The sequence below is a fragment of the Halobacterium bonnevillei genome (genome assembly GCF_009831555.1).
GTDB classification, from domain to species: domain Archaea; phylum Halobacteriota; class Halobacteria; order Halobacteriales; family Halobacteriaceae; genus Halobacterium; species Halobacterium bonnevillei.
The window spans coordinates 1-16,966 of sequence record NZ_WUUU01000058.1 but is presented as its reverse complement, the minus strand read 5'-3'; the positions used below and the strand labels follow the sequence as shown (position 1 = coordinate 16,966).

Below are 16,966 nucleotides of genomic sequence, written 5' to 3'. Positions count from 1 at the left end.
CGCGACGAGGCGAAGCTCGACGACGCAGTGGCGGCTGTCGACGCCGTGGGGCCCGGCGACGTGGTCGGGTACGCCGCCGACCTCACAGACGGCGACGCCGTCTCGGGTCTCGTCGAGGCGACCGCGGAGCGCTTCGGCACCATCGACCACCTCGTGGTGAACACCGGCGACCCCGCCAGCGGCGGCCTCCACGACGTGTCCGACGACGACTGGTATCACGCGTTCGACCTGCTCGTGATGAGCGCCGTCCGCCTCACGCGGGAAGCCGGTCCCTACCTCCGCGACGGCGGCGGGTCCATCGTCGCCATCACGTCCATCACCGTCCGCCAGCCGGTGCCGTCGCTGGTGCTGTCCAGTTCCGTCCGCATGGCAGTCCTCGGGCTAGTGAAGACGCTGTCCCGGGAGTTCGCGCCCGACGTCCGCGCGAATGCTGTGCTGCCCGGGCCGGTGGAAACGCCGGCGCTCCGGAACATCGTCGAGGACGCCGTCGAGCGGGGCGAGTACGACACCTACGAGGAAGGGCTGGCGAGCTACTGGCCCGACGACATCCCGACGGGCGGCGTCGCCCAGCCAGAGGAACTCGGTGACGTCGTCGCGTTCCTCGCCAGTCCAGCGGCGAGCTACGTCAACGGCGCACAGCTACTCGTGGACGGCGGTGTCGTGCGTGCAGTCTGAGCGCGCCGTTCTCGCGGCCGTCAGGCTTTGCTCCCCCAGCCGAACGCGAGCCACCCGCCGTCGTTGTGCAGCACCTCGCCGGTCACGTAGTGGTCGCCCGCCGCGAGGAACGTCGCGCAGTTGCTGACCTCCTCGAACGTCCCGAACCGGTCAAGGGGCGTGCGGTTCGTGATGTGTTCCTCCGTGTAGCCGTAGTACGGCCAGTCGCGGTCCTCCGTGATCTCCTCGCCCCACGGCGCCTCCGCGAGTTCCGTCTTGATGTAGCCGGGCGCGAGCGCGTTCACGTGGACGTCGTACTCCGCGAGTTCGACGGCGAGACACCGCGTGAGGTTCTCGATGCCGGCCTTGGTCGCGTTGTAGGGTGCGCGACCCTGCACGCCGATGCTGCCGTAGATGCTGGAGACGTTGATGATGTGGCCGCCCGTCCCCTGGTCGGCCATCTGTTCGCCGGCGACCTGTGACCCGTAGAACGTCCCCGTGAGGTTCACGTCCAGGACGTGCTGCCAGTCCTCGGGCGTCTGGTCGAAGACGTGTTTCTCGACGGTCGTGCCGGCGTTGTTCACCATGACGTCGAGGCTGCCGTACTCCTCGACGGCCGCTTCGACGAGCGCCTCGACGTCGGCCTTGTCGCTGACGTCGGCTTCCGCGGCAACGGCGTTCCCGCCCGCCTCGCGGATGGCTTCGGCCGTGTCCGCGGCGCGCTCCTCGGCCCGCGAGTTCGTGACGACGTTCGCGCCCTCCGCGGCGAACCCCTCCGCGATGGCTCGCCCCAGTCCGCTACTCGATCCGGTGACGATGGCGGTGTCCCCACTCAGCTTTCCGCTCATAGGTGTGTGGGTCGAAGTGACACACCTTAGTTCTAGCGCCGCCGGCCGTTCGGCGGGCTACTCGTAGGACGCCACGGGGTCGCCGAGTACGTCCTCTCGGGGCGTGACGCCGAGCCCCGGGGCCGTCGACGCTGCCATGGTCCCACCCGCAGCGGCCGGGGCGCCGTCGGCCGTCGTCACGGCGTTGTAGTTGTGGAAGTCGGTGGCCGCGAAGCGGGCGTCAGCGGGCGTGCTGTGCGCGAGGTGCGCGATTGCGGCGGTCGCGATCTCGCTGCCCCACGTGTCTTCGATGATCATCGCGATGCCGAGGTCCGCACACAGGTCGCGGACGGCGCGCGCTCGCGTGAGGCCGCCGACCTTCGATATCTTGAGGTTGACGACGTCCATCGCGTCCTCCTCGTACCCGCGGAGCACCGGCTGGATGCCGGTCATCACCTCGTCGAGTACGAACGGGTGGTTCGTCTGGCGGCGGACCGCCCGGCAGGACTCGTAGGAGGCACACGGCTGCTCGATGTAGACGTCGACGTCGCTGACCGCCTCGACGACGCGGACGGCCTCGTGGCGGGTGAGGCCGGTGTTGAAGTCCGCGTCGAGGACGTGGTGGTCGTCGAGTTCGTCTCGCGCCGCGCGGATGCGTTCCGCGTCGGTGACGGGGTCCTCGCCGACTTTCAACTGGAAAGTCTCGTAGCCGTCGTCGCGGTACTGGGCGACGCTGGCCGCCATCTCCGCTGGCGTGTCCTGGGAGATGGCGCGGTAGAGGTCGACGTCGTCGCCGAACCGACCCCCGAGCAGGTCCGCGACGGGCGCGTCCCGGACCTTCCCGGTGAGGTCCCAGCACGCCACGTCGAACGCCGACTTCACGTACGGGTGGCCCCGCAGTTGTCTGTCTAGCCGGGCGGCGAGCACCGCCGGCTGGGTCGGGTCGCTGCCCAGCACCGCCGGCGCGAGTTCCGCGACGCCCGCGCGGGCGCCCTTCCCGAACGCCGGGAGGTACGACGACCCCAGCATCGACACCTCGCCGTGGCCCGCGACGCCCTCGTCGGTCCGCAGTCTGACAATCGTCGAGTCGAACGTCGCGTACGAGTTCCCGCCCGCCCAGTCGTAGGTCCCCTCCGCGATCGGGAGGTCGACGGTGTAGACGTCGATGCCAGTGACTTCCATGGTTCGAGTACACACACCACCCGGCGGGACAAAAGGCTACGTCCCGCGGCACGGTGCGAGAGCTGGATTCGGCGAAGCGACGCGCACAGCGAAGCCCCGCCGAACCAACTGGGAGTGGTTACGTCGCTCGGTCGTCGGCCCAGGGTCGCAACACGGCGGTGATGGCTTCGTTCATCGGCACGTCGACGTCCACGCGCTCGGCGTGACGGACGACCGATGCGTTGAGTGCGTCGAGTTCCAGGCGCTTGTCGTGCGTGAGGTCGTAGTACAGCGACGAGGTCACGTCGTCGTCGAGGTCCGCCGCGAACTCGACCCACTCGTCGACCGTGTCCGCCGGGAGCGCGGCGCCCTCCGCGCCGGCGACTGCGACGACTTCCTCGATGACCCGCCGGTACATCGCCCAGGAGTCGGCCGCCGCCCGGACGTCGCCGAGCGGCTTCCGCGTCGCGGCGGTCATCCCGGACTGCGCGCAGATGAACGCGAACTTCTTCCAGAGTTCCTGACGGACGTCGTCGGCCAGCACCGCGTCGACACCCCGGCACCCCGTGAGGGCGTCGTCGAGGGCCGCGATGCGGTCCGTCCGCGACCCGTCTAGTTCCCCGTAGACGAAGCGTGCCGGGCCGCCCGTGTGGGCGACCACGCCCGGCGACTGGATCGTCGAGAAGATGTACGCGACCCCACCGACGACGTGGGAGCGCCCGACTTCGTCGGCAATCCACTGCTCGTTGTCGACGCCGTTCTGGAAGGAGACGACGGCCGTCTCCGGACCCAGGAGTGGGTCGAGGGCTGCTGCGGCGTCGCGAGTGTCGTAGGCTTTGACCGTGAACAGGACGTAATCGACCGGCCCGACGTCGTCGGGGTCGTCCGTCGCGAACAGGTCGACCGTCGTGTCGCCGGCGACGCTCTCGACGCGCAACCCATCGGACTGGAGTGCTGCGAGGTGGTCGCCGCGCGCGACGAGACTGACGTCGTGACCGGCGTCAGCGAGTCTCGCGCCGAGGTAGCCGCCGATACCGCCCGCGCCGAAGATTGCGAACTTCATCCGAGTGCGTTCGGAACAGCGGACAATAGAGCTTTGTCTCGGACTGTTCGGGTCGAACGGCCTCCAACCACGTCGGCCCGGCGAACGAACAGCAGACAGTCCGAGGGGCGGAGCCCGTCTGACTCGCGTCCTCGTCGGTCCACGGGGGCAAACATTGATGCGGCGGCCAGCACGTTCCAGTGACATGGCAGTCGAGCGCATCGGCGTCCACGAATCGACAGCGATTGACTTCCCGTTCGAGGTGTTCGCCGACGAGTTCGCGGACCTCGACCCGGCGCTCGTCCCGATTCGCGACGACCCCGGTGCGGGCGCCGACCCCGCGTCCTGCGACGCGTTCGTCACGTTCACCCACCAGCCGCAGTTGCTCGACGCCGACCCGGAGTGGATTCACACGACGCTGGCGGGCGTCGAGGCGTTCCCGCTCGACGAGTACGAGTCCCGCGACGTCGTGCTCACGAACAGCACCGGCCTGCACGGGGACAGCGTCGGCGACACCGCGCTGGGCCTCATGTTGCTGCTGGCGAGGCGCCTCCACGACTTCGTCGCGAACCAGCAGCAACACCGCTGGGCGTTCCCGGACTGGGACGAGGGGTTCACGCTCCCCGGCGAGCGCGTCTGCGTCGTCGGCCTCGGCACCGTCGGGAGCGCGGTCGCGAAGCGGTGTTCGGCCCTCGAAATGGACGTCGCGGGCGTCCAGCGCTCCGACGACTCCGTCGCGGGCGTCGACGAGCAGTTCCACCCCGACGACCTGAGCGCGGCCATCGCTGACGCCCGGTTCGTCGTGCTCTGCGTGCCGCTGACCGACGCGACCGAACGACTCCTCGGGGCGGCGGCGTTCGAGACGATGCGGGATGACGCCTACCTCGTGAACGTCGCGCGCGGCGAAGTCGTCGACCAGGACGCGCTCGTCGACGCGCTCCGCGATGAGACGATTGCCGGCGCCGCCCTCGACGTCTTCGAGGAGGAGCCGCTGCCCGAGGACTCGCCGCTGTGGGACTTCGACGACGTCGTCGTCACGCCGCACGCGGCCGTCGCGAACCGGGACTTCTACCTGGACGTCGCCGACCTCGTCCGGGAGAACCTCCAGCGCCTCGAGGCCGGCGAGGAACCGGACAACCGCGTGGTCTGACTGCTCGGTGCGCGTGCGCCAACTGCCCGTTCACCCCGAATCGCTCGTCTCCGCGTCGGGCGCGTCCATGTCGGCGAGCGCGTCCACGAGCTGCTCGATGTTCGAGACGGCGTCGTCGACCATCGCCGCGCCCTTCTCGCGTGTGGCGACCGTCGGGTCGCCGAGGTTGCCGGTGTGGGTCAGCGCGTTCATGCGCTCCGCTGAGAGCGCCCAGCCGACGCGGTTGTCGCCGTAGGCGTCGTAGTCCGTCAAGGGGAGCGCGTCGTCGGGGACGTCGACGGACTCCGCGCGGTCCATGTGCACGAGGTCCGGGAACAGCGCCAGCATCAGGCTGGTCTCGAACTCGCTGGCGTGGAAGGACACGTCGCTGGTGCGGACGGCCCTGGCGGCGTCCTCGAAGACCGAAATCAGGGGGACGTGGAACGCCCGCATGGCGTGTTCGGTCGTGAGTTCGCGCACGACGACGTCGAGTTCCGGGTCCTGCACGAGGTAGTGGCCGTTCACGAGGAGGACGTTCTCGACGCCCCATTCCGACGCGGAGACGCAGACGTCGCGGACGTAGTGCTGGAACGTCTCGCTCTCGACAGTGAACGTCCCGGGTTTGAACGTGTGGTGGGGGCTGACGCCGTACCAGACCGGCGGCGCCAGCAGGCAGCCGGTGCGTTCGGCGACCCGTTCGGCGATGGCCTCCGGCATGTAGACGTCGACACCGAGCGGCATGTGGTGGCCGTGTTGCTCCGTGCTCCCCACGGGCAGCAGCATCGTCTGGGTGTCCTCGACGGCTGCCTCGACCTCCTGCCAGGTCATGTCCGCGAGGCGGTAGACGGCGTCGGTGTTGGACATACCGAAGCCACCGGCTGCCGGCATCTTAGTTCCCGCGCCCGGTGCAAGCGACGGCGGTGAACAGCGCGCCCGTCCGCGGCGGCGCTTCAGACGTTGTCCGCGGGCATGCCGTGGCCTGCGGGGTCGTCCTCGAAGCGGTCGAGCGCGAAGTAGTCGACGTCCACGAGGTCCGTGTCGCCGTCCACGACCACGTCGCGGACGATGCGGCCGACGGCGGGGCCGTGCTTGAAGCCGTGGCCGGAGAACCCGCACGCGAAGTAACAGCCGTCGGGGCCGGGGTCGTCGATGACGAAGTCGTGGTCCGGCGTCGTCGAGTAGACGCCGCAGTACTGGCCCTGGACTCTGGCGTCCGCGAGGCCCGGCATGGTGTCCGTGACGACGTCCGTGAGTTCAAGCAGCGTGGACTCGTCCGGCGCGTCGTCGTAGTCGTCCGGGTCCGTTTCCTCGGTGAGGTAGTGGGTGGCGACGAGGACGTTGTCGCCGAAGTCCGGCCGGAGGTACCACTCGCCGCCCGGCATGCTGGTCGTCGGCGTCAACTCCGGGAACGCCTCGACGTAGTCCGCGGGCGGGTCGAGGATGACGACTTGCTCCCGAGTCGGCGTAATCGGCACGTCCACGCCGACGTCGTCTGCGAGTGCCGGCGTCCACGGGCCGGCGGCGACCACGACATCGTCGCAGGCTACGTGGCCGTCCTCGGTGTCGACGCCCACGACCGCGCCGTACTCGACGGCGATAGACTCCACGGCGACGCCGGTGACGACGGTCGCGCCCTCGTCGGCGGCGCCCGCGAGAACCCGTTCGCGGCGTCCGTGCCGTCGGAGTACGCCGCAGTGTCGTCGCTGACCGCGAAGTCGAACGCCTCGAGGCCGTCGTACATGGGGTACTGGTCTGGGAGTTCGTCGCCGTCGTACCACGTCACGGGGATGTCGCGCTCCGCGAGGGCGTCGTGGCCGGCGGCGGCGTACTCGCCGGCCTCGGTTCCCTCCTCGCCGAACCGCACGAGCGGGCTGTCGGCGTGCGCGATGGCCTGGCCGGTCTCGGCCTCGAACGACCGGTAGAACTCGTGGCTCCAGTGGGCCATGTCCGTGTAGATCTCCTCGTCGCCGTAGTGGTGGCGCAGAATGGCCGACGAGTCGCCCGTCGACCCGGCGCCGACGTTGTCGCGTTCGACGAGCGTCACGTCGCGGTCGCTCTCCGCGGCGAGGAAGTACGCGGCCGCGGTGCCCATGATGCCGCCGCCGACCACGAGGACGCCCGTGCTGTCCGGGAGCGTAGGTCCGAGACTCATGGTACAAACGAGCGCGACTGCGTATTTGGCTCTTGGGTCGAATCCCCGGGGTCGACCGGCCTCTCCGGTCGGCTCCGGGCCCGGAAGCCGCCAGGACCTGACCGAACGACTAAGGGATGGCGTCAACGAATACTGTGTATGGCCGATTCCGTCGAGAGCGACGACGAGTCACTCACCACGTCCCCCGAGCGCGGCCGCGGCGTCCTCACGCAGAGCGACCGCGAGTTCCTGCTCGGCCGGAAGTCCGACTACACCGAGCAGTCGCGCCGCCAGAAGCGCAGTCGCATCCGGCGGCGCGTCCGCAACGCCATCCTGGATTTCAGCATCCTCTTCGAACACCTCGACGAGCGCGACCGCGAGATGGTGTTCGACCCCGACGACCAGCACCGCGACGCCTACACCCGCGGCATCACGGACATGCTCGCGTTCCTCCACCTCGGCACGATGGGGTACTACACGCCGTTCAAGCACATGCTCGCGGAGGGCGTCAACCGCGCGGAGCAGGCGCTGGCCGGCTCTGACTACCGTCTGGTGAACGTGGAGTTCAACGTCGACCCGGTCGGCCGCATCGACGTCGACGAGGTCGTCGACAAACTCGAAGAGGAGCGGTTCGCGGAACTCACCGACGAGGAACTGCAGGCGTTCGTCCGCCTGCTCGGCGACTCCGACGCGTTCTCCGCGGAGGACCTCCGCGAGGACCTCCGCGAACAGATGTCGTCGTTCGTCGAGAGCGTTGAGGAGGCGCGACGCCTCCGCGACGAACGCGCCGAGGAACTGCAGCGGGAGTAGCGACTGCCGGTCGCCGTCCTCGAAACCGCAGGAGAGAGCCGACCCCGGCCGGTTACATGAAGTCGCTGATGCCGAACAGGTACTCCATGACGAAGATGACGGACAGCACGCCGGCCATCAGCAGGGTGGCGATGGCCGCCAGCGTCGCCGGCGCGGTGTTGTAGAACAGGCTGAACAGCACCAGCGGCATCGTCGTCGTCTCCGGTCCCGAGAGGAACAGGCTGACGATGTACTGGTTAAAGGAGAGGATGAACGCGAACACGAACCCGCTCATCAGGCCGGGCTGGATCAGCGGCACCGTCACGCGGAGGTACGACTCCAGTTCGGTGGCGCCGAGGTTCTGCGCGGCCTCCTCCAGCGAGTCGTCGTAGTTCTGGAGGCTCGCCCCGATGGTCCGGATGGGGTACGGCAGCGTGAACATCACGTGCCCGAGCAGCAGCGTCCAGAAGTTCAACTCGATCGTTAGCCCGAGGATGTCACCGACCCGGTTGATGAACAACAGCAGCGACAGCCCGACGACGATCCACGGGTAGATGAGCGGCGAGATGAGGATGGTCTCCAGGGTCGTCTGGTACTTGAAGTCGTACCGGACGATGGCGAACGCCGCGAGCGCGCCCAGCACCGTCGACACGATACCGGTCGCGACGGCGAGCTCGACGCTGACGAACAGCGCCTCCTCGACGCCCAGGAACCCCAGTTGGTTGGGCAGCGCGGTGTAGTGCTCGAGCGTGAAGCCCTGCGGCGGCCACGTCGCGTACGCGGACTCCTGGAAGGAGATGATGACGACGACCACGAGCGGCGACAGCAGGAACACGATGGTCGCCCAGATGAGTGCCCGGTAGCCGATCGAGCCCGCCCGCGAGACGAGCTGATCGAAGCGGATCGAGCGCGCGGAGTCGTCCGAGGTCGCCATCTCAGACACCCCCCACGCCTTCCATCTCCTTGAGCACGCGCTGGTAGGCGATGATGACCAGCAGGGCGACCCCCACCAGGATCATCGACAGCGCACTGGCGAACGGCCAGTTGCTCGTGCTCGTGAACGTTTCAGTGATGACGACCGGGATGACGCGGACGCCGCCACCGAGCAGTGCGGGCGTGACGTAGGACGCCAGCGAGACGACGAACGTGATGAGAATCCCCGCGCTGATGCCGGGCAGCGCCAGCGGCACGAGGATTCGCGTGAACACCGTCAAGCGGTTCGCCCCGAGGTTCTGCGCGGCCTCCTCGAGGTCGTGTGGGATGGTGTGCATCACGTTGATGATCGGGAACACCATGAACGGCAACATCACGTGCGAGAGCCCGATGATGATGCCCGTCTCGTTGAACAGCAACTGCGGGGCGTTCCCGCGGGTGACCAGGCCCAGTTCCATCAGCGTCGAGTTGATGACGCCGGTGCCGTTCAGCAGGATGAACCAGCCGAACGACCGCACGACCAGGTCGATGGTCAGCGGCGCCAGGGTCGCGATGACGATGAGTTTGCCCATCCAGCCGCCCTTCCGCACGGCGGCGTACGCGAGCGGGAACCCGAGCACGAAGTCGATGATCGTCACGATGACGGCGATCTTGATCGTGCGGACGAGCGTGTCCTGGTACAGCGTCGTCGTGAACGCCCGCACGTAGTGTGCGAGCGTCGAACCCGCCTGAATCGCGCCCTGGTCGTAGGGATTGAAGCTGTAGCTCAGCAGGATGATCGTCGGGAAGATCATCAGCACCGCGACGACGAACAGCGTCGGCCCGATGAGCGCGTACTTCCCGAACTGCGTGTCGCTGTACTTGCGGAGCACGCTGGACAGGCGTTCGTTCACGCGGCCGAACGTCGTTTCTGATTCTTGTCTGGTCACGTGGGGATCACCCGTGTGCCAGCCTGGTGTCGTGGACACTCCACGAGAGCACGACGTCGTCGCCGGGTTCGTGGAGCGTCGTTCCGTGCTTGTTCGAGTCGTCGACAGTCACGACGTTCCGCCCGATGTCCACGAAGTACCGGACCTTCGACCCGAGGAACAGGCGGCGGGTGACGGTGCCGGGGAGCGTGTTCACCGACTCGTCAGTGTAGCCGGCTTCGCGAGCGTTCATCTTCTCGGGGCGCACGAAGACGGCGCCGCCGTTGGCCGGCACGCCCGCCGCGTTCACGTCGACCTCCGTACCCTCGATGTCGAGCACGACACGGCCGTCCGTCTCGTGGAGGTCGCCCTCGAGGAAGTTCGTGTCGCCGATGAAGTCCGCGACGAACTCCGTCGCCGGCTCCTCGTACACTTCGATGGGCGAGGCGATCTGCTCGATCTCGCCCTCGTTCATCACCGCGATGCGGTCCGCGATGGTGAGCGCTTCCTCCTGGTTGTGCGTGACGTAGAGGGTCGTGATGCCGAGATCCGCCTGCAGTTCGGTGAGTTCGACCTCGAGCTGGTCGCGGAGCTTCTTGTCGAGCGCGCCCAACGGCTCGTCCATCAGCATCACTTCCGGCTCGATGGCGATGGCGCGCGCCGTCGCGACGCGCTGCTGCTGGCCGCCCGAGAGGTTCCGGGGGTTCCGGTCGGCGAACCCCTGGAGGTCGACCATGTCCAGCACTTCGTCGATGCGCTCCTGGATCTCGCCCTTCTCGAACCCCTGCCGTTTCAGCCCGAAGGCGATGTTGTCCCCGACGGTCATGTGCGGGAACAGCGCGTAGTCCTGGAACACCATCCCCGTGTCGCGCTTGTGGGTCGGGACGTGCGTGACGTCGTCACCCGCGAGCGAGATAGTGCCCTCAGTCGGTTTCTCGAATCCGGCGAGCATGCGCAGCGTCGTCGTCTTCCCCGACCCGGACGGGCCGAGCAACGCGAGCAACTCGCCGTCCTTTACGTCGAAGGAGACGTCGTTGACCGCCTTCAGGTCGCCGTACTCCTTCGTGACACCGTCGTATTGGATGGCGATTTCGGCGCCGTCAGCAGAGTCCATGATGCGTGTTCAATGATGTAGGGAGTGTCTAGAAGAGCGAGTTGTACCGCTCGGACCAGTCGTCGCGGTTCTCCCAGATGTACTGGAAGTCCGGGAACGAAAGCTGGTCGAACTCGTCGGAAGTGGTCGCGCCGAACTCCAGAGCCTGTTCGTTGACGGACGCGTTCTCGTTCGTGACACCGGAGCCCATGACCTCGGAGGCCTTCTCCTGGAACCACGGCGACAGGCACTCGTTGGCGTACACGAGCGCGGCGTCCATGTTGTTCGCGTTCCGCGTGACGCAGACGGACTCGGCGAACGCGACCCCCGCGGGGTCGAGGCGGAACAGCGGGTCGATTGGCTGGTCGTCCTGGAACATGTCGAACACCATGTAGTCCCAGAACAGGTTCAGCGAGTCGACGTTCCCGCTGGCGAGTTGCTGCTTCGCGGACGCGACGCCGCCGTACTCGGAGCTGACGTTCGGCGCGAAGTTCTCCTCCATCCAGTCGAAGCCCGCCTGGACGTCGAGCCGGGAGTCGAACGGCTCGCCGGTCGCAATGGCCGACGCCATCAACAGGAGGTACGGGCCGCCGGACCACGAGAACGGCACGACCGCCGTGGACTGGGAGTTCTGCATCACTTCCGCGTGCGTGGACGGCGTTTCGTCCCAGAGGTTCGTGTTGATGACCGGCAGGACTTCGCCGACTTCCCAGGACGCGCCCGCGCCGTCGTAGTGCACGAACTTGTCGTAGATGTTCTCGACCTGGGGTACCAGGTCGGTGTGGTCCGTGAGCGGCTCGAGCCACTCTTCGCGGGACGCCCGTTCGATGCCGATGACGTCGGGAATGAGCAGGTCCGGCGGGTTGTCCGGGTTCGCCTGCACCTGGGTCAGCTGTTCGGTGGTGACCGCCGTCTGGGTGTTGATGTTGAGGTTGTACTTCTCCTCGACGCGCGGAATCAGGTGCTCCTTGTGGACGGTGTCGATGGCACCGACGTTGAGCATCACGTTGAGCTCCTGACCACCGAAGTCCATCCCATCGTTGGCGGTCGTCCCCATGTCGCCGTTGTCGCCGTCGTCGTCTGCCTCCGTCGTCGTCTCCTCGTCGTCGCCGTCGTCGTCGCCACCGCCCCCGGTCAGGCAGCCAGCGAGACCGGTCAGGCCGATGGCGCTGACGCCACCGACTTTCAGCACTTTCCGACGATTATGACTCTCGATACCGGTATCTTTGTCTGGCATTCTCTCTCACCCTGTATTGTAAAAGCCAGCATATAAACTTTGGCGTGCCCCGGGGGGCCCTGTAGCCACGACGCACACGCGAGTTTCCGATACGACGCCGCGGTTGCGCGCCGCTCCGGGGCGTTAGCGTCGGCGAGTGGCGGTCCGGGATGACGACGGACCGCCGGGACAGACACTGAGTCGGGTTGCCGCCGCGGCCGCACGTGGCGACCCCGGTCCGCGACGGATGCGTTTCGGTCGCGTTACCACTCCGGGGAGCGCCGCTCGGTCACCTTCGACCGCATCGACCCCACCGCCTCGATTCGCTGCTCGGCCATCTCGTCGGCGAGTTCGCCCGTCGGTCGGTCCTGCTGCTCGGAGCGCCTCCCGATTTCCAGCATCCGGTCGTAGATGCCGTCGATCATCGCCCGGGCGCGGTCGTGCTGGTAGCCGCCCTTCCGGAGGAGGTCCGTGTCGTCGATGGTACGGCCGGAGTTCGCGAGGTAGTCCGGCGCGTACAGGATGCCCTCGTCGTGGAGGCGCTGCCCGTGGCGCTGTGGGTCCGCGAGCTGGTTGTTCGCCGCGCCGCAGACGATGTCGCACTCCAGTTGCGGGATGGTCTCGTCGTTGATGACGTCCCCGAGCGCCGACGGCGCGAACACGTCGCAGTCCACGCCGTACACGTCGCCGGGGGCGACCTCGTGGGCGCCGTACTCGTCGACGGCGAGGTCGACGGCGGCCTGGTCGGGGTCCGCGACAGTGATGCGCGCGCCGCGCTCGGAGAGGTACCGGACGATTGCCTCCCCCATGTCGCCGATGCCTTGGACGGCGACGTGGAGGTCCTCGATGTCGCGGTCGTCGTAGGTGAGGTCGGCGCACGCCTCCATCGCGCGGATGACGCCGAGCCCGCCGCCGTGGTAGCCCTCGGGGTGGTCGAACTGCTCGGGGAGGCCGAGCACGTAGTCGGTCTCCATGTTCATCCAGCGGAGTTCGCGCTCGTCGGTGCCGACGTCGCCGCCGGTGACGAACCGGCCGCCGAAGCTGTCGACCATCCGGCCGTACGCCCGGTAGAGCTCCTCCGTGTTGTGGTCGTTGTCGTCGACCCAGATGACGGCCTTCGCGCCGCCCATGTTGATTCCCGAGATGGCGTACTTGTACGTCATCGCTCGCGACAGCCTGAGTACGTCCTCGATCGCCTCGGCCTCGGAGTCGAACGCGTAGCGCCGCGTCCCGCCGGCGGCCGCACCGAGTGTCGTGTCGTGGATGCCGATGAACCCGCGGAGACCGGCGTCCTCGTCGCGGAACGCTTTCAGTTCGTTGTGGCCGTGCGTAGCCAGTTGCTCGGAGATGTCCGTCATCAGATTGGCAGTTGTCGGACGAGAACTTAGCTGTTGGGGGATGGTACCACAACCCACACCAGGCGCCGGGGCGGGGGCGCGTCGAGTTCCCCAGCAGAGTAAATCGAGTGCGAGACAGGTCGCAGCGAACGCCTACTCGCTGGCTTCCTTGCGAGCGCCGATGAACTGCGTCGCGACGGCCGCTGCGACGGACGTGGTCGCGCCGGTCTTGTCCAGGGGTGGCGCGACCTCCATCAGGTCGCCGCCGCGCACGAGGTCGTGGCGGCCGAGCTGGTAGACGAGGTCCAGGAGCTGCCACGGCAGCAGGCCGCCCGGCGCCGGCGCGCACGTCCCCTCCGCGGACCCCGCGTCGAGCACGTCGATGTCCACGGACAGGAACACCGCGTCGGTGCCGTCGGTAGCCGCGTCGAGCGCGCGCTCCGCGGCGGCGTCCACGCCGTCCTTGTGGACCTCCCGCGCGGTCACGACTTCCGCGCCGATGTCGTGCACCCAGTCGAGGTAGTACTTCGAGTTGTGCCAGCCGGAGAGCCCGAGTTCCACGAAGTTCTCGCCGTCGAGTTGGCCGCTGTCGTCCTCCAGGAGGCGGCGGAACGGCGTCCCCGAGGAGAGTTCGCCGCCGTGTGAGTGCCGGACGTCGTGGTGGGCGTCGACGTTGATGACGCCGACCTGGCCGTCGACGGCGTTCATCATCGCCTTCGCCGTCGGGTACGTCAGCGAGTGGTCGCCGCCGATGCTGAACGGGACGACGCCGGACTCGGTGACCGCGGTGAGCACGCGCTCGACGCGCTCGTGGGTCGGCGGCACCTCCGTCTGCACGACGTCGACGTCGCCGTAGTCCGCGACGTCGATGCCCTCGCTGATGTCCACGTCGATCTCGGGGTTGTAGCAGGTGCCGTACGTGATCTCGTTGCGCACGCCCTCGGGGCCCGCGCGGGAGCCACGCGGCCCCGCGACGCAGGCCGCGTCGAACGGGATGCCGACGAGGCCGACGTCCGCGCTGTCGGCCTCGCGGGCGTCAGTGATGATCTCGCCGACGTTCGTGTCGTACTCGTCGTCCACGCCGACGCTGTACCCCGCGTACGGGGTCAGTAGTTCGGCTACCGCTGCTGGGATGACGCCGTCAGTCTGTGCCATGAAGTACCGTACCTCCACGGTCGTAATAGGTGTTGTGACGCTGCCAGCCGCGGCCAAGCGCAGCGTGTCGCCCGACCGTCCTGGCACTGCGGCGGTCGACACTCCCTGGCGCCCCACCGCTCCTCCGAGCATGTCAGGCCAAATACTTACGAGCCACGCTAACACACACCTACCTGTATGTCGGGAGAACTAGCCGGCCAGACGGCCATCGTCACCGGGTCGAGCAGCGGCATCGGCGAACACATCGCACAGCGATTCGCCGCAGAGGGCGCGAACGTCGTCACGAACTCCCGGTCGCAGAACCGCGCAGAAGCGACCGCGGAGTCCATCCGCCACAAGGGCGGCGACGCCATCGGTGTCGGCGCGGACGTCAGCGAGAAGGCCGAGGCCGAACGCCTCGTCGAACGCGCGCTCGAGGAGTACGGGACACTGGACGTCATGGTGAACAACGCGGGCATCGGTCGCATCGCGCCCGCCCTGGAGATGACCGAGGAGGAGTGGAACGACGTCATCGACGTGAACCTCACCGGCGTCTTCTTCGGCGCGCAGGCGGCCGGGAACGCCATGGCGGAACTGGGGCGGGGCGGCCACATCATCAACGTCTCCAGCATCTTCGGCAGCATCGGCGTCCAGGGTCGCGCGCCCTACAACGCCTCGAAGGGGGGCGTGAACAACCTCACGCGGTGCCTGGCGGTCGAACTCGCGGAGTACGACGTCCACGTGAACGCGCTCGCGCCCGGATTCATCAAGACCGCCCTCGACGAGCAGACGCGCGAGGAGAAAGCCGAGGACGCCGACGAGGAGCGCGAGCCGTGGCCCCGGTACGGCTACGACGACCGAGACATCAAGAACCGGACGCCGCTGGACCGCTTCGGAACGCTCGAGGAGATGGGGAACTGCGCGCTCTTCCTCGCCAGCGGCGACCACTACATGACCGGCGAAGTGATGCACGCCGACGGCGGGTGGCTCGCGTTCGGGTGGGGGAGCAAGGAGCGGTAGTCGTCGGCCAGCCTACTCCTCGTACGCGCAGCAGTAGTCCACGATGTCGTCGGCGACGAACTCGAACTCGGTGTCTTCGGGGACCGTGACGACGTCGCCGGCCTCGAACGAGAGTGTCCCGTCGGGGAGTTCGAGGCGGCCGCTGCCCGCGAACATCTCGATGGTCTCGCTGGCGTCCGTCTCGAACTCGTAGGACCCCGGGAGGACGATGCCGAGCGTGTAGCGGTCGCCCGCGGCCGTCTCGAGTTCGCGGCTGGTGACCCGGCCGTCGTAGTAGACGTTCGCGCGCTTGTGCACCGTCGCGTCCTCGAACACGTCGTCCGGCATGGTTGCATCATCCCACAGACGAACGTTAAATGTTACCATGGGCCGTGCAGAGTGCTGCTGCCGGAACGACCAAGACACCCGGGCACACTGTGAGACACGTGAACGCTTCCATCGGGATAGCGCTCGCCGTCGCCGGTGCGACCGGGTGGGCGCTCCAGTACATCTTCATCCGCCTCGCCACGGACCACGAGTCCGGGACGGTGGCGGCGGCGATGGTCGTCGGCCTCGCGGTGAACGTTCTGGTCGTGTTGCCGGCCGTCCTCGCGTGGTTCTATCCGGACTACGGGCTGACGTGGCTGGCGGTCGGCGCGTTCGTCGCGGCCGGCCTCGCGGGATCGTTCGTCGCGCGCCTCGCCCAGTTCGCCAGTACCACGACGATCGGGGCGTCCCGGACCGCGCCCGTGGTGTCGACGACCGCGCTGTTCTCGGCGGTGTTCGCCGTCGCGCTACTCGGGGAGACGCTGACCCTCCTGCACGCCGCGGGCATCGTGCTCGTCGTCGCCGGCGTCGCCGTCATCTCCTACGACACGGCGCGGGACGGCGACGAAGCGAACCTCCGCGAGGCGGGCGCGGCGCTCGTACTGCCGCTGGTGTCGGCGCTCGCGCTCGGCATCGAACCCGTCTTCGTGAAGACCGGGCTGGCGGAGGGCGCGTCCCCGTTCGTCGGGCTCGCCGTGATGTCGACGTCCGCGGCGTTCGGGTACGCGGTGTACGCCCGCGCCACGAACGCGGTCACAATCGCGGACATCCGCGACGGCCCGATGACGTGGTACGTCGCCTGTGGCCTCGGGAGCACTATCGCACTCGCCGGCTACTTCTCGGCGCTGGCGCTGCTCCCGGTGGTCGTCGTGGTCCCCATCTTCCAGACCGCGCCCCTGCTCGTGCTCGTGCTCTCGGCGGTCCTGCTGCCGCGGCGCCTCGAGCGGGTCACGCCGCGACTCGTCGCCGCCGCCGTCGTCGTGGTCGTCGGGACGACCATCGTCTCGCTGTCCTCCTGACCCTACATCGGGAGTTCGGCGTCGACGGCGTGCGCAGCCCCGAGCAGACTGGCGTCCTCGCCGGGCGCGCCGAGCAACTGCAGGCCGACAGGGAGCCCGCGCTCGTAGCCGCAGGGCACCGAAACGGCCGGCGCTCCGAGGAGGTTCGCCTGCCGGACGTTCACCGACAGCGGCGGCCTGTGAGTCGCGTCGGCGGCCGCTCGTTCGCGGTGCTCGCTGGCGACGCCCGCTCGCTCGTTGCTGGACGCGTCGCGCCCGGTGGACAGC

16 protein-coding genes and 2 pseudogenes are annotated in these 16,966 nt (G+C 68.1%); 5 read left to right on the top strand and 13 right to left on the bottom strand.

Features of this window, described 5'->3' with window-relative positions; translation table 11 throughout:
• Window positions 1-675: SDR family oxidoreductase (locus GRX66_RS08940; RefSeq protein WP_159526250.1), on the top strand; the 675-nt coding region annotated here is incomplete at its 5' end.
• Window positions 676-695: 20 nt separating this feature from the next.
• Here the strand turns inward: GRX66_RS08940 and GRX66_RS08935 are convergent.
• The 3 genes from GRX66_RS08935 to GRX66_RS08925 all read right to left on the bottom strand — a co-directional run bounded on the left by GRX66_RS08935 (window position 696) and on the right by GRX66_RS08925 (window position 3,705).
• Window positions 696-1,502, bottom strand: coding sequence for an SDR family NAD(P)-dependent oxidoreductase (locus GRX66_RS08935; RefSeq protein WP_201292969.1), 807 nt, complete (start codon window positions 1,500-1,502; stop codon window positions 696-698).
• A gap of 57 nt (window positions 1,503-1,559) precedes the next feature.
• The gene (locus GRX66_RS08930) at window positions 1,560-2,663 is read right to left on the bottom strand and encodes a cis-3-hydroxy-L-proline dehydratase (protein WP_159526249.1); all 1,104 of its coding nucleotides are present in this window, start codon (window positions 2,661-2,663) and stop codon (window positions 1,560-1,562) included.
• A 118-nt stretch (window positions 2,664-2,781) separates the two neighbouring features.
• The gene (locus GRX66_RS08925) at window positions 2,782-3,705 is read right to left on the bottom strand and encodes a 2-dehydropantoate 2-reductase (RefSeq protein WP_159526248.1); all 924 of its coding nucleotides are present in this window, start codon (window positions 3,703-3,705) and stop codon (window positions 2,782-2,784) included.
• A 184-nt stretch (window positions 3,706-3,889) separates the two neighbouring features.
• Here GRX66_RS08925 and ddh point away from each other — a divergent pair, with 184 nt between their 5' ends.
• Entirely contained in the window at window positions 3,890-4,834 is a 945-nt protein-coding gene (ddh, locus tag GRX66_RS08920; protein ID WP_159526247.1) for a D-2-hydroxyacid dehydrogenase, read from the top strand.
• A 30-nt stretch (window positions 4,835-4,864) separates the two neighbouring features.
• Here the strand turns inward: ddh and GRX66_RS08915 are convergent, their stop codons facing one another.
• On the bottom strand, window positions 4,865-5,677 hold the full coding sequence (locus GRX66_RS08915; RefSeq protein WP_233745390.1) for a creatininase family protein: 813 nt from the start codon (window positions 5,675-5,677) through the stop codon (window positions 4,865-4,867).
• Window positions 5,678-5,763: 86 nt separating this feature from the next.
• Window positions 5,764-6,905 (bottom strand): annotated as a pseudogene (locus tag GRX66_RS20530) (NAD(P)/FAD-dependent oxidoreductase).
• A gap of 198 nt (window positions 6,906-7,103) precedes the next feature.
• Between GRX66_RS20530 and GRX66_RS08905 the strand changes: the two are divergent.
• Entirely contained in the window at window positions 7,104-7,754 is a 651-nt protein-coding gene (locus GRX66_RS08905) for a hypothetical protein (RefSeq protein ID WP_159526246.1), read from the top strand.
• 52 nt (window positions 7,755-7,806) lie between these two features.
• Here GRX66_RS08905 and GRX66_RS08900 read toward each other — a convergent pair whose 3' ends face one another.
• The 6 genes from GRX66_RS08900 to GRX66_RS08875 form a co-directional block, all read right to left on the bottom strand.
• Window positions 7,807-8,667, bottom strand: coding sequence for an ABC transporter permease (locus tag GRX66_RS08900; RefSeq protein ID WP_159526245.1), 861 nt, complete (start codon window positions 8,665-8,667; stop codon window positions 7,807-7,809).
• Window position 8,668: 1 nt separating this feature from the next.
• Window positions 8,669-9,595, bottom strand: coding sequence for an ABC transporter permease (locus GRX66_RS19910; protein ID WP_159526244.1), 927 nt, complete (start codon window positions 9,593-9,595; stop codon window positions 8,669-8,671).
• Window positions 9,596-9,602: 7 nt separating this feature from the next.
• A complete protein-coding gene (locus GRX66_RS08890) occupies window positions 9,603-10,688 on the bottom strand; it encodes an ABC transporter ATP-binding protein (protein ID WP_159526243.1) in 1,086 nt (361 codons plus the stop codon).
• Between the two features lie 28 nt (window positions 10,689-10,716).
• Window positions 10,717-11,904: a hypothetical protein gene (locus tag GRX66_RS08885; RefSeq protein ID WP_159526242.1), complete on the bottom strand. Its 1,188-nt coding sequence runs from the start codon at window positions 11,902-11,904 to the stop codon at window positions 10,717-10,719.
• 242 nt (window positions 11,905-12,146) lie between these two features.
• The gene (locus tag GRX66_RS08880; protein WP_159526241.1) at window positions 12,147-13,241 is read right to left on the bottom strand and encodes a Leu/Phe/Val dehydrogenase; all 1,095 of its coding nucleotides are present in this window, start codon (window positions 13,239-13,241) and stop codon (window positions 12,147-12,149) included.
• Between the two features lie 132 nt (window positions 13,242-13,373).
• Window positions 13,374-14,375 carry an agmatinase family protein gene (locus GRX66_RS08875; RefSeq protein ID WP_159526240.1) on the bottom strand — a complete coding sequence of 334 codons (1,002 nt, stop codon included), beginning with the start codon at window positions 14,373-14,375 and terminating at the stop codon, window positions 13,374-13,376.
• A gap of 177 nt (window positions 14,376-14,552) precedes the next feature.
• On the opposite strand from GRX66_RS08875, the gene GRX66_RS08870 reads away from it, so the two are divergent.
• Window positions 14,553-15,374, top strand: a complete 822-nt coding sequence (locus GRX66_RS08870; protein ID WP_159526239.1) for an SDR family NAD(P)-dependent oxidoreductase — start codon at window positions 14,553-14,555, stop codon at window positions 15,372-15,374.
• A gap of 12 nt (window positions 15,375-15,386) precedes the next feature.
• Here GRX66_RS08870 and GRX66_RS08865 read toward each other — a convergent pair whose 3' ends face one another.
• Window positions 15,387-15,701, bottom strand: a complete 315-nt coding sequence (locus GRX66_RS08865; RefSeq protein ID WP_159526238.1) for a pyrimidine/purine nucleoside phosphorylase — start codon at window positions 15,699-15,701, stop codon at window positions 15,387-15,389.
• Between the two features lie 98 nt (window positions 15,702-15,799).
• On the opposite strand from GRX66_RS08865, the gene GRX66_RS08860 reads away from it, so the two are divergent.
• The gene (locus tag GRX66_RS08860) at window positions 15,800-16,699 is read left to right on the top strand and encodes an EamA family transporter (protein WP_201292967.1); all 900 of its coding nucleotides are present in this window, start codon (window positions 15,800-15,802) and stop codon (window positions 16,697-16,699) included.
• 2 nt (window positions 16,700-16,701) lie between these two features.
• On the opposite strand, the pseudogene GRX66_RS08855 reads toward GRX66_RS08860, so the two are convergent.
• Window positions 16,702-16,966, bottom strand: a pseudogene (locus GRX66_RS08855) (amidase family protein); the annotation flags it as partial.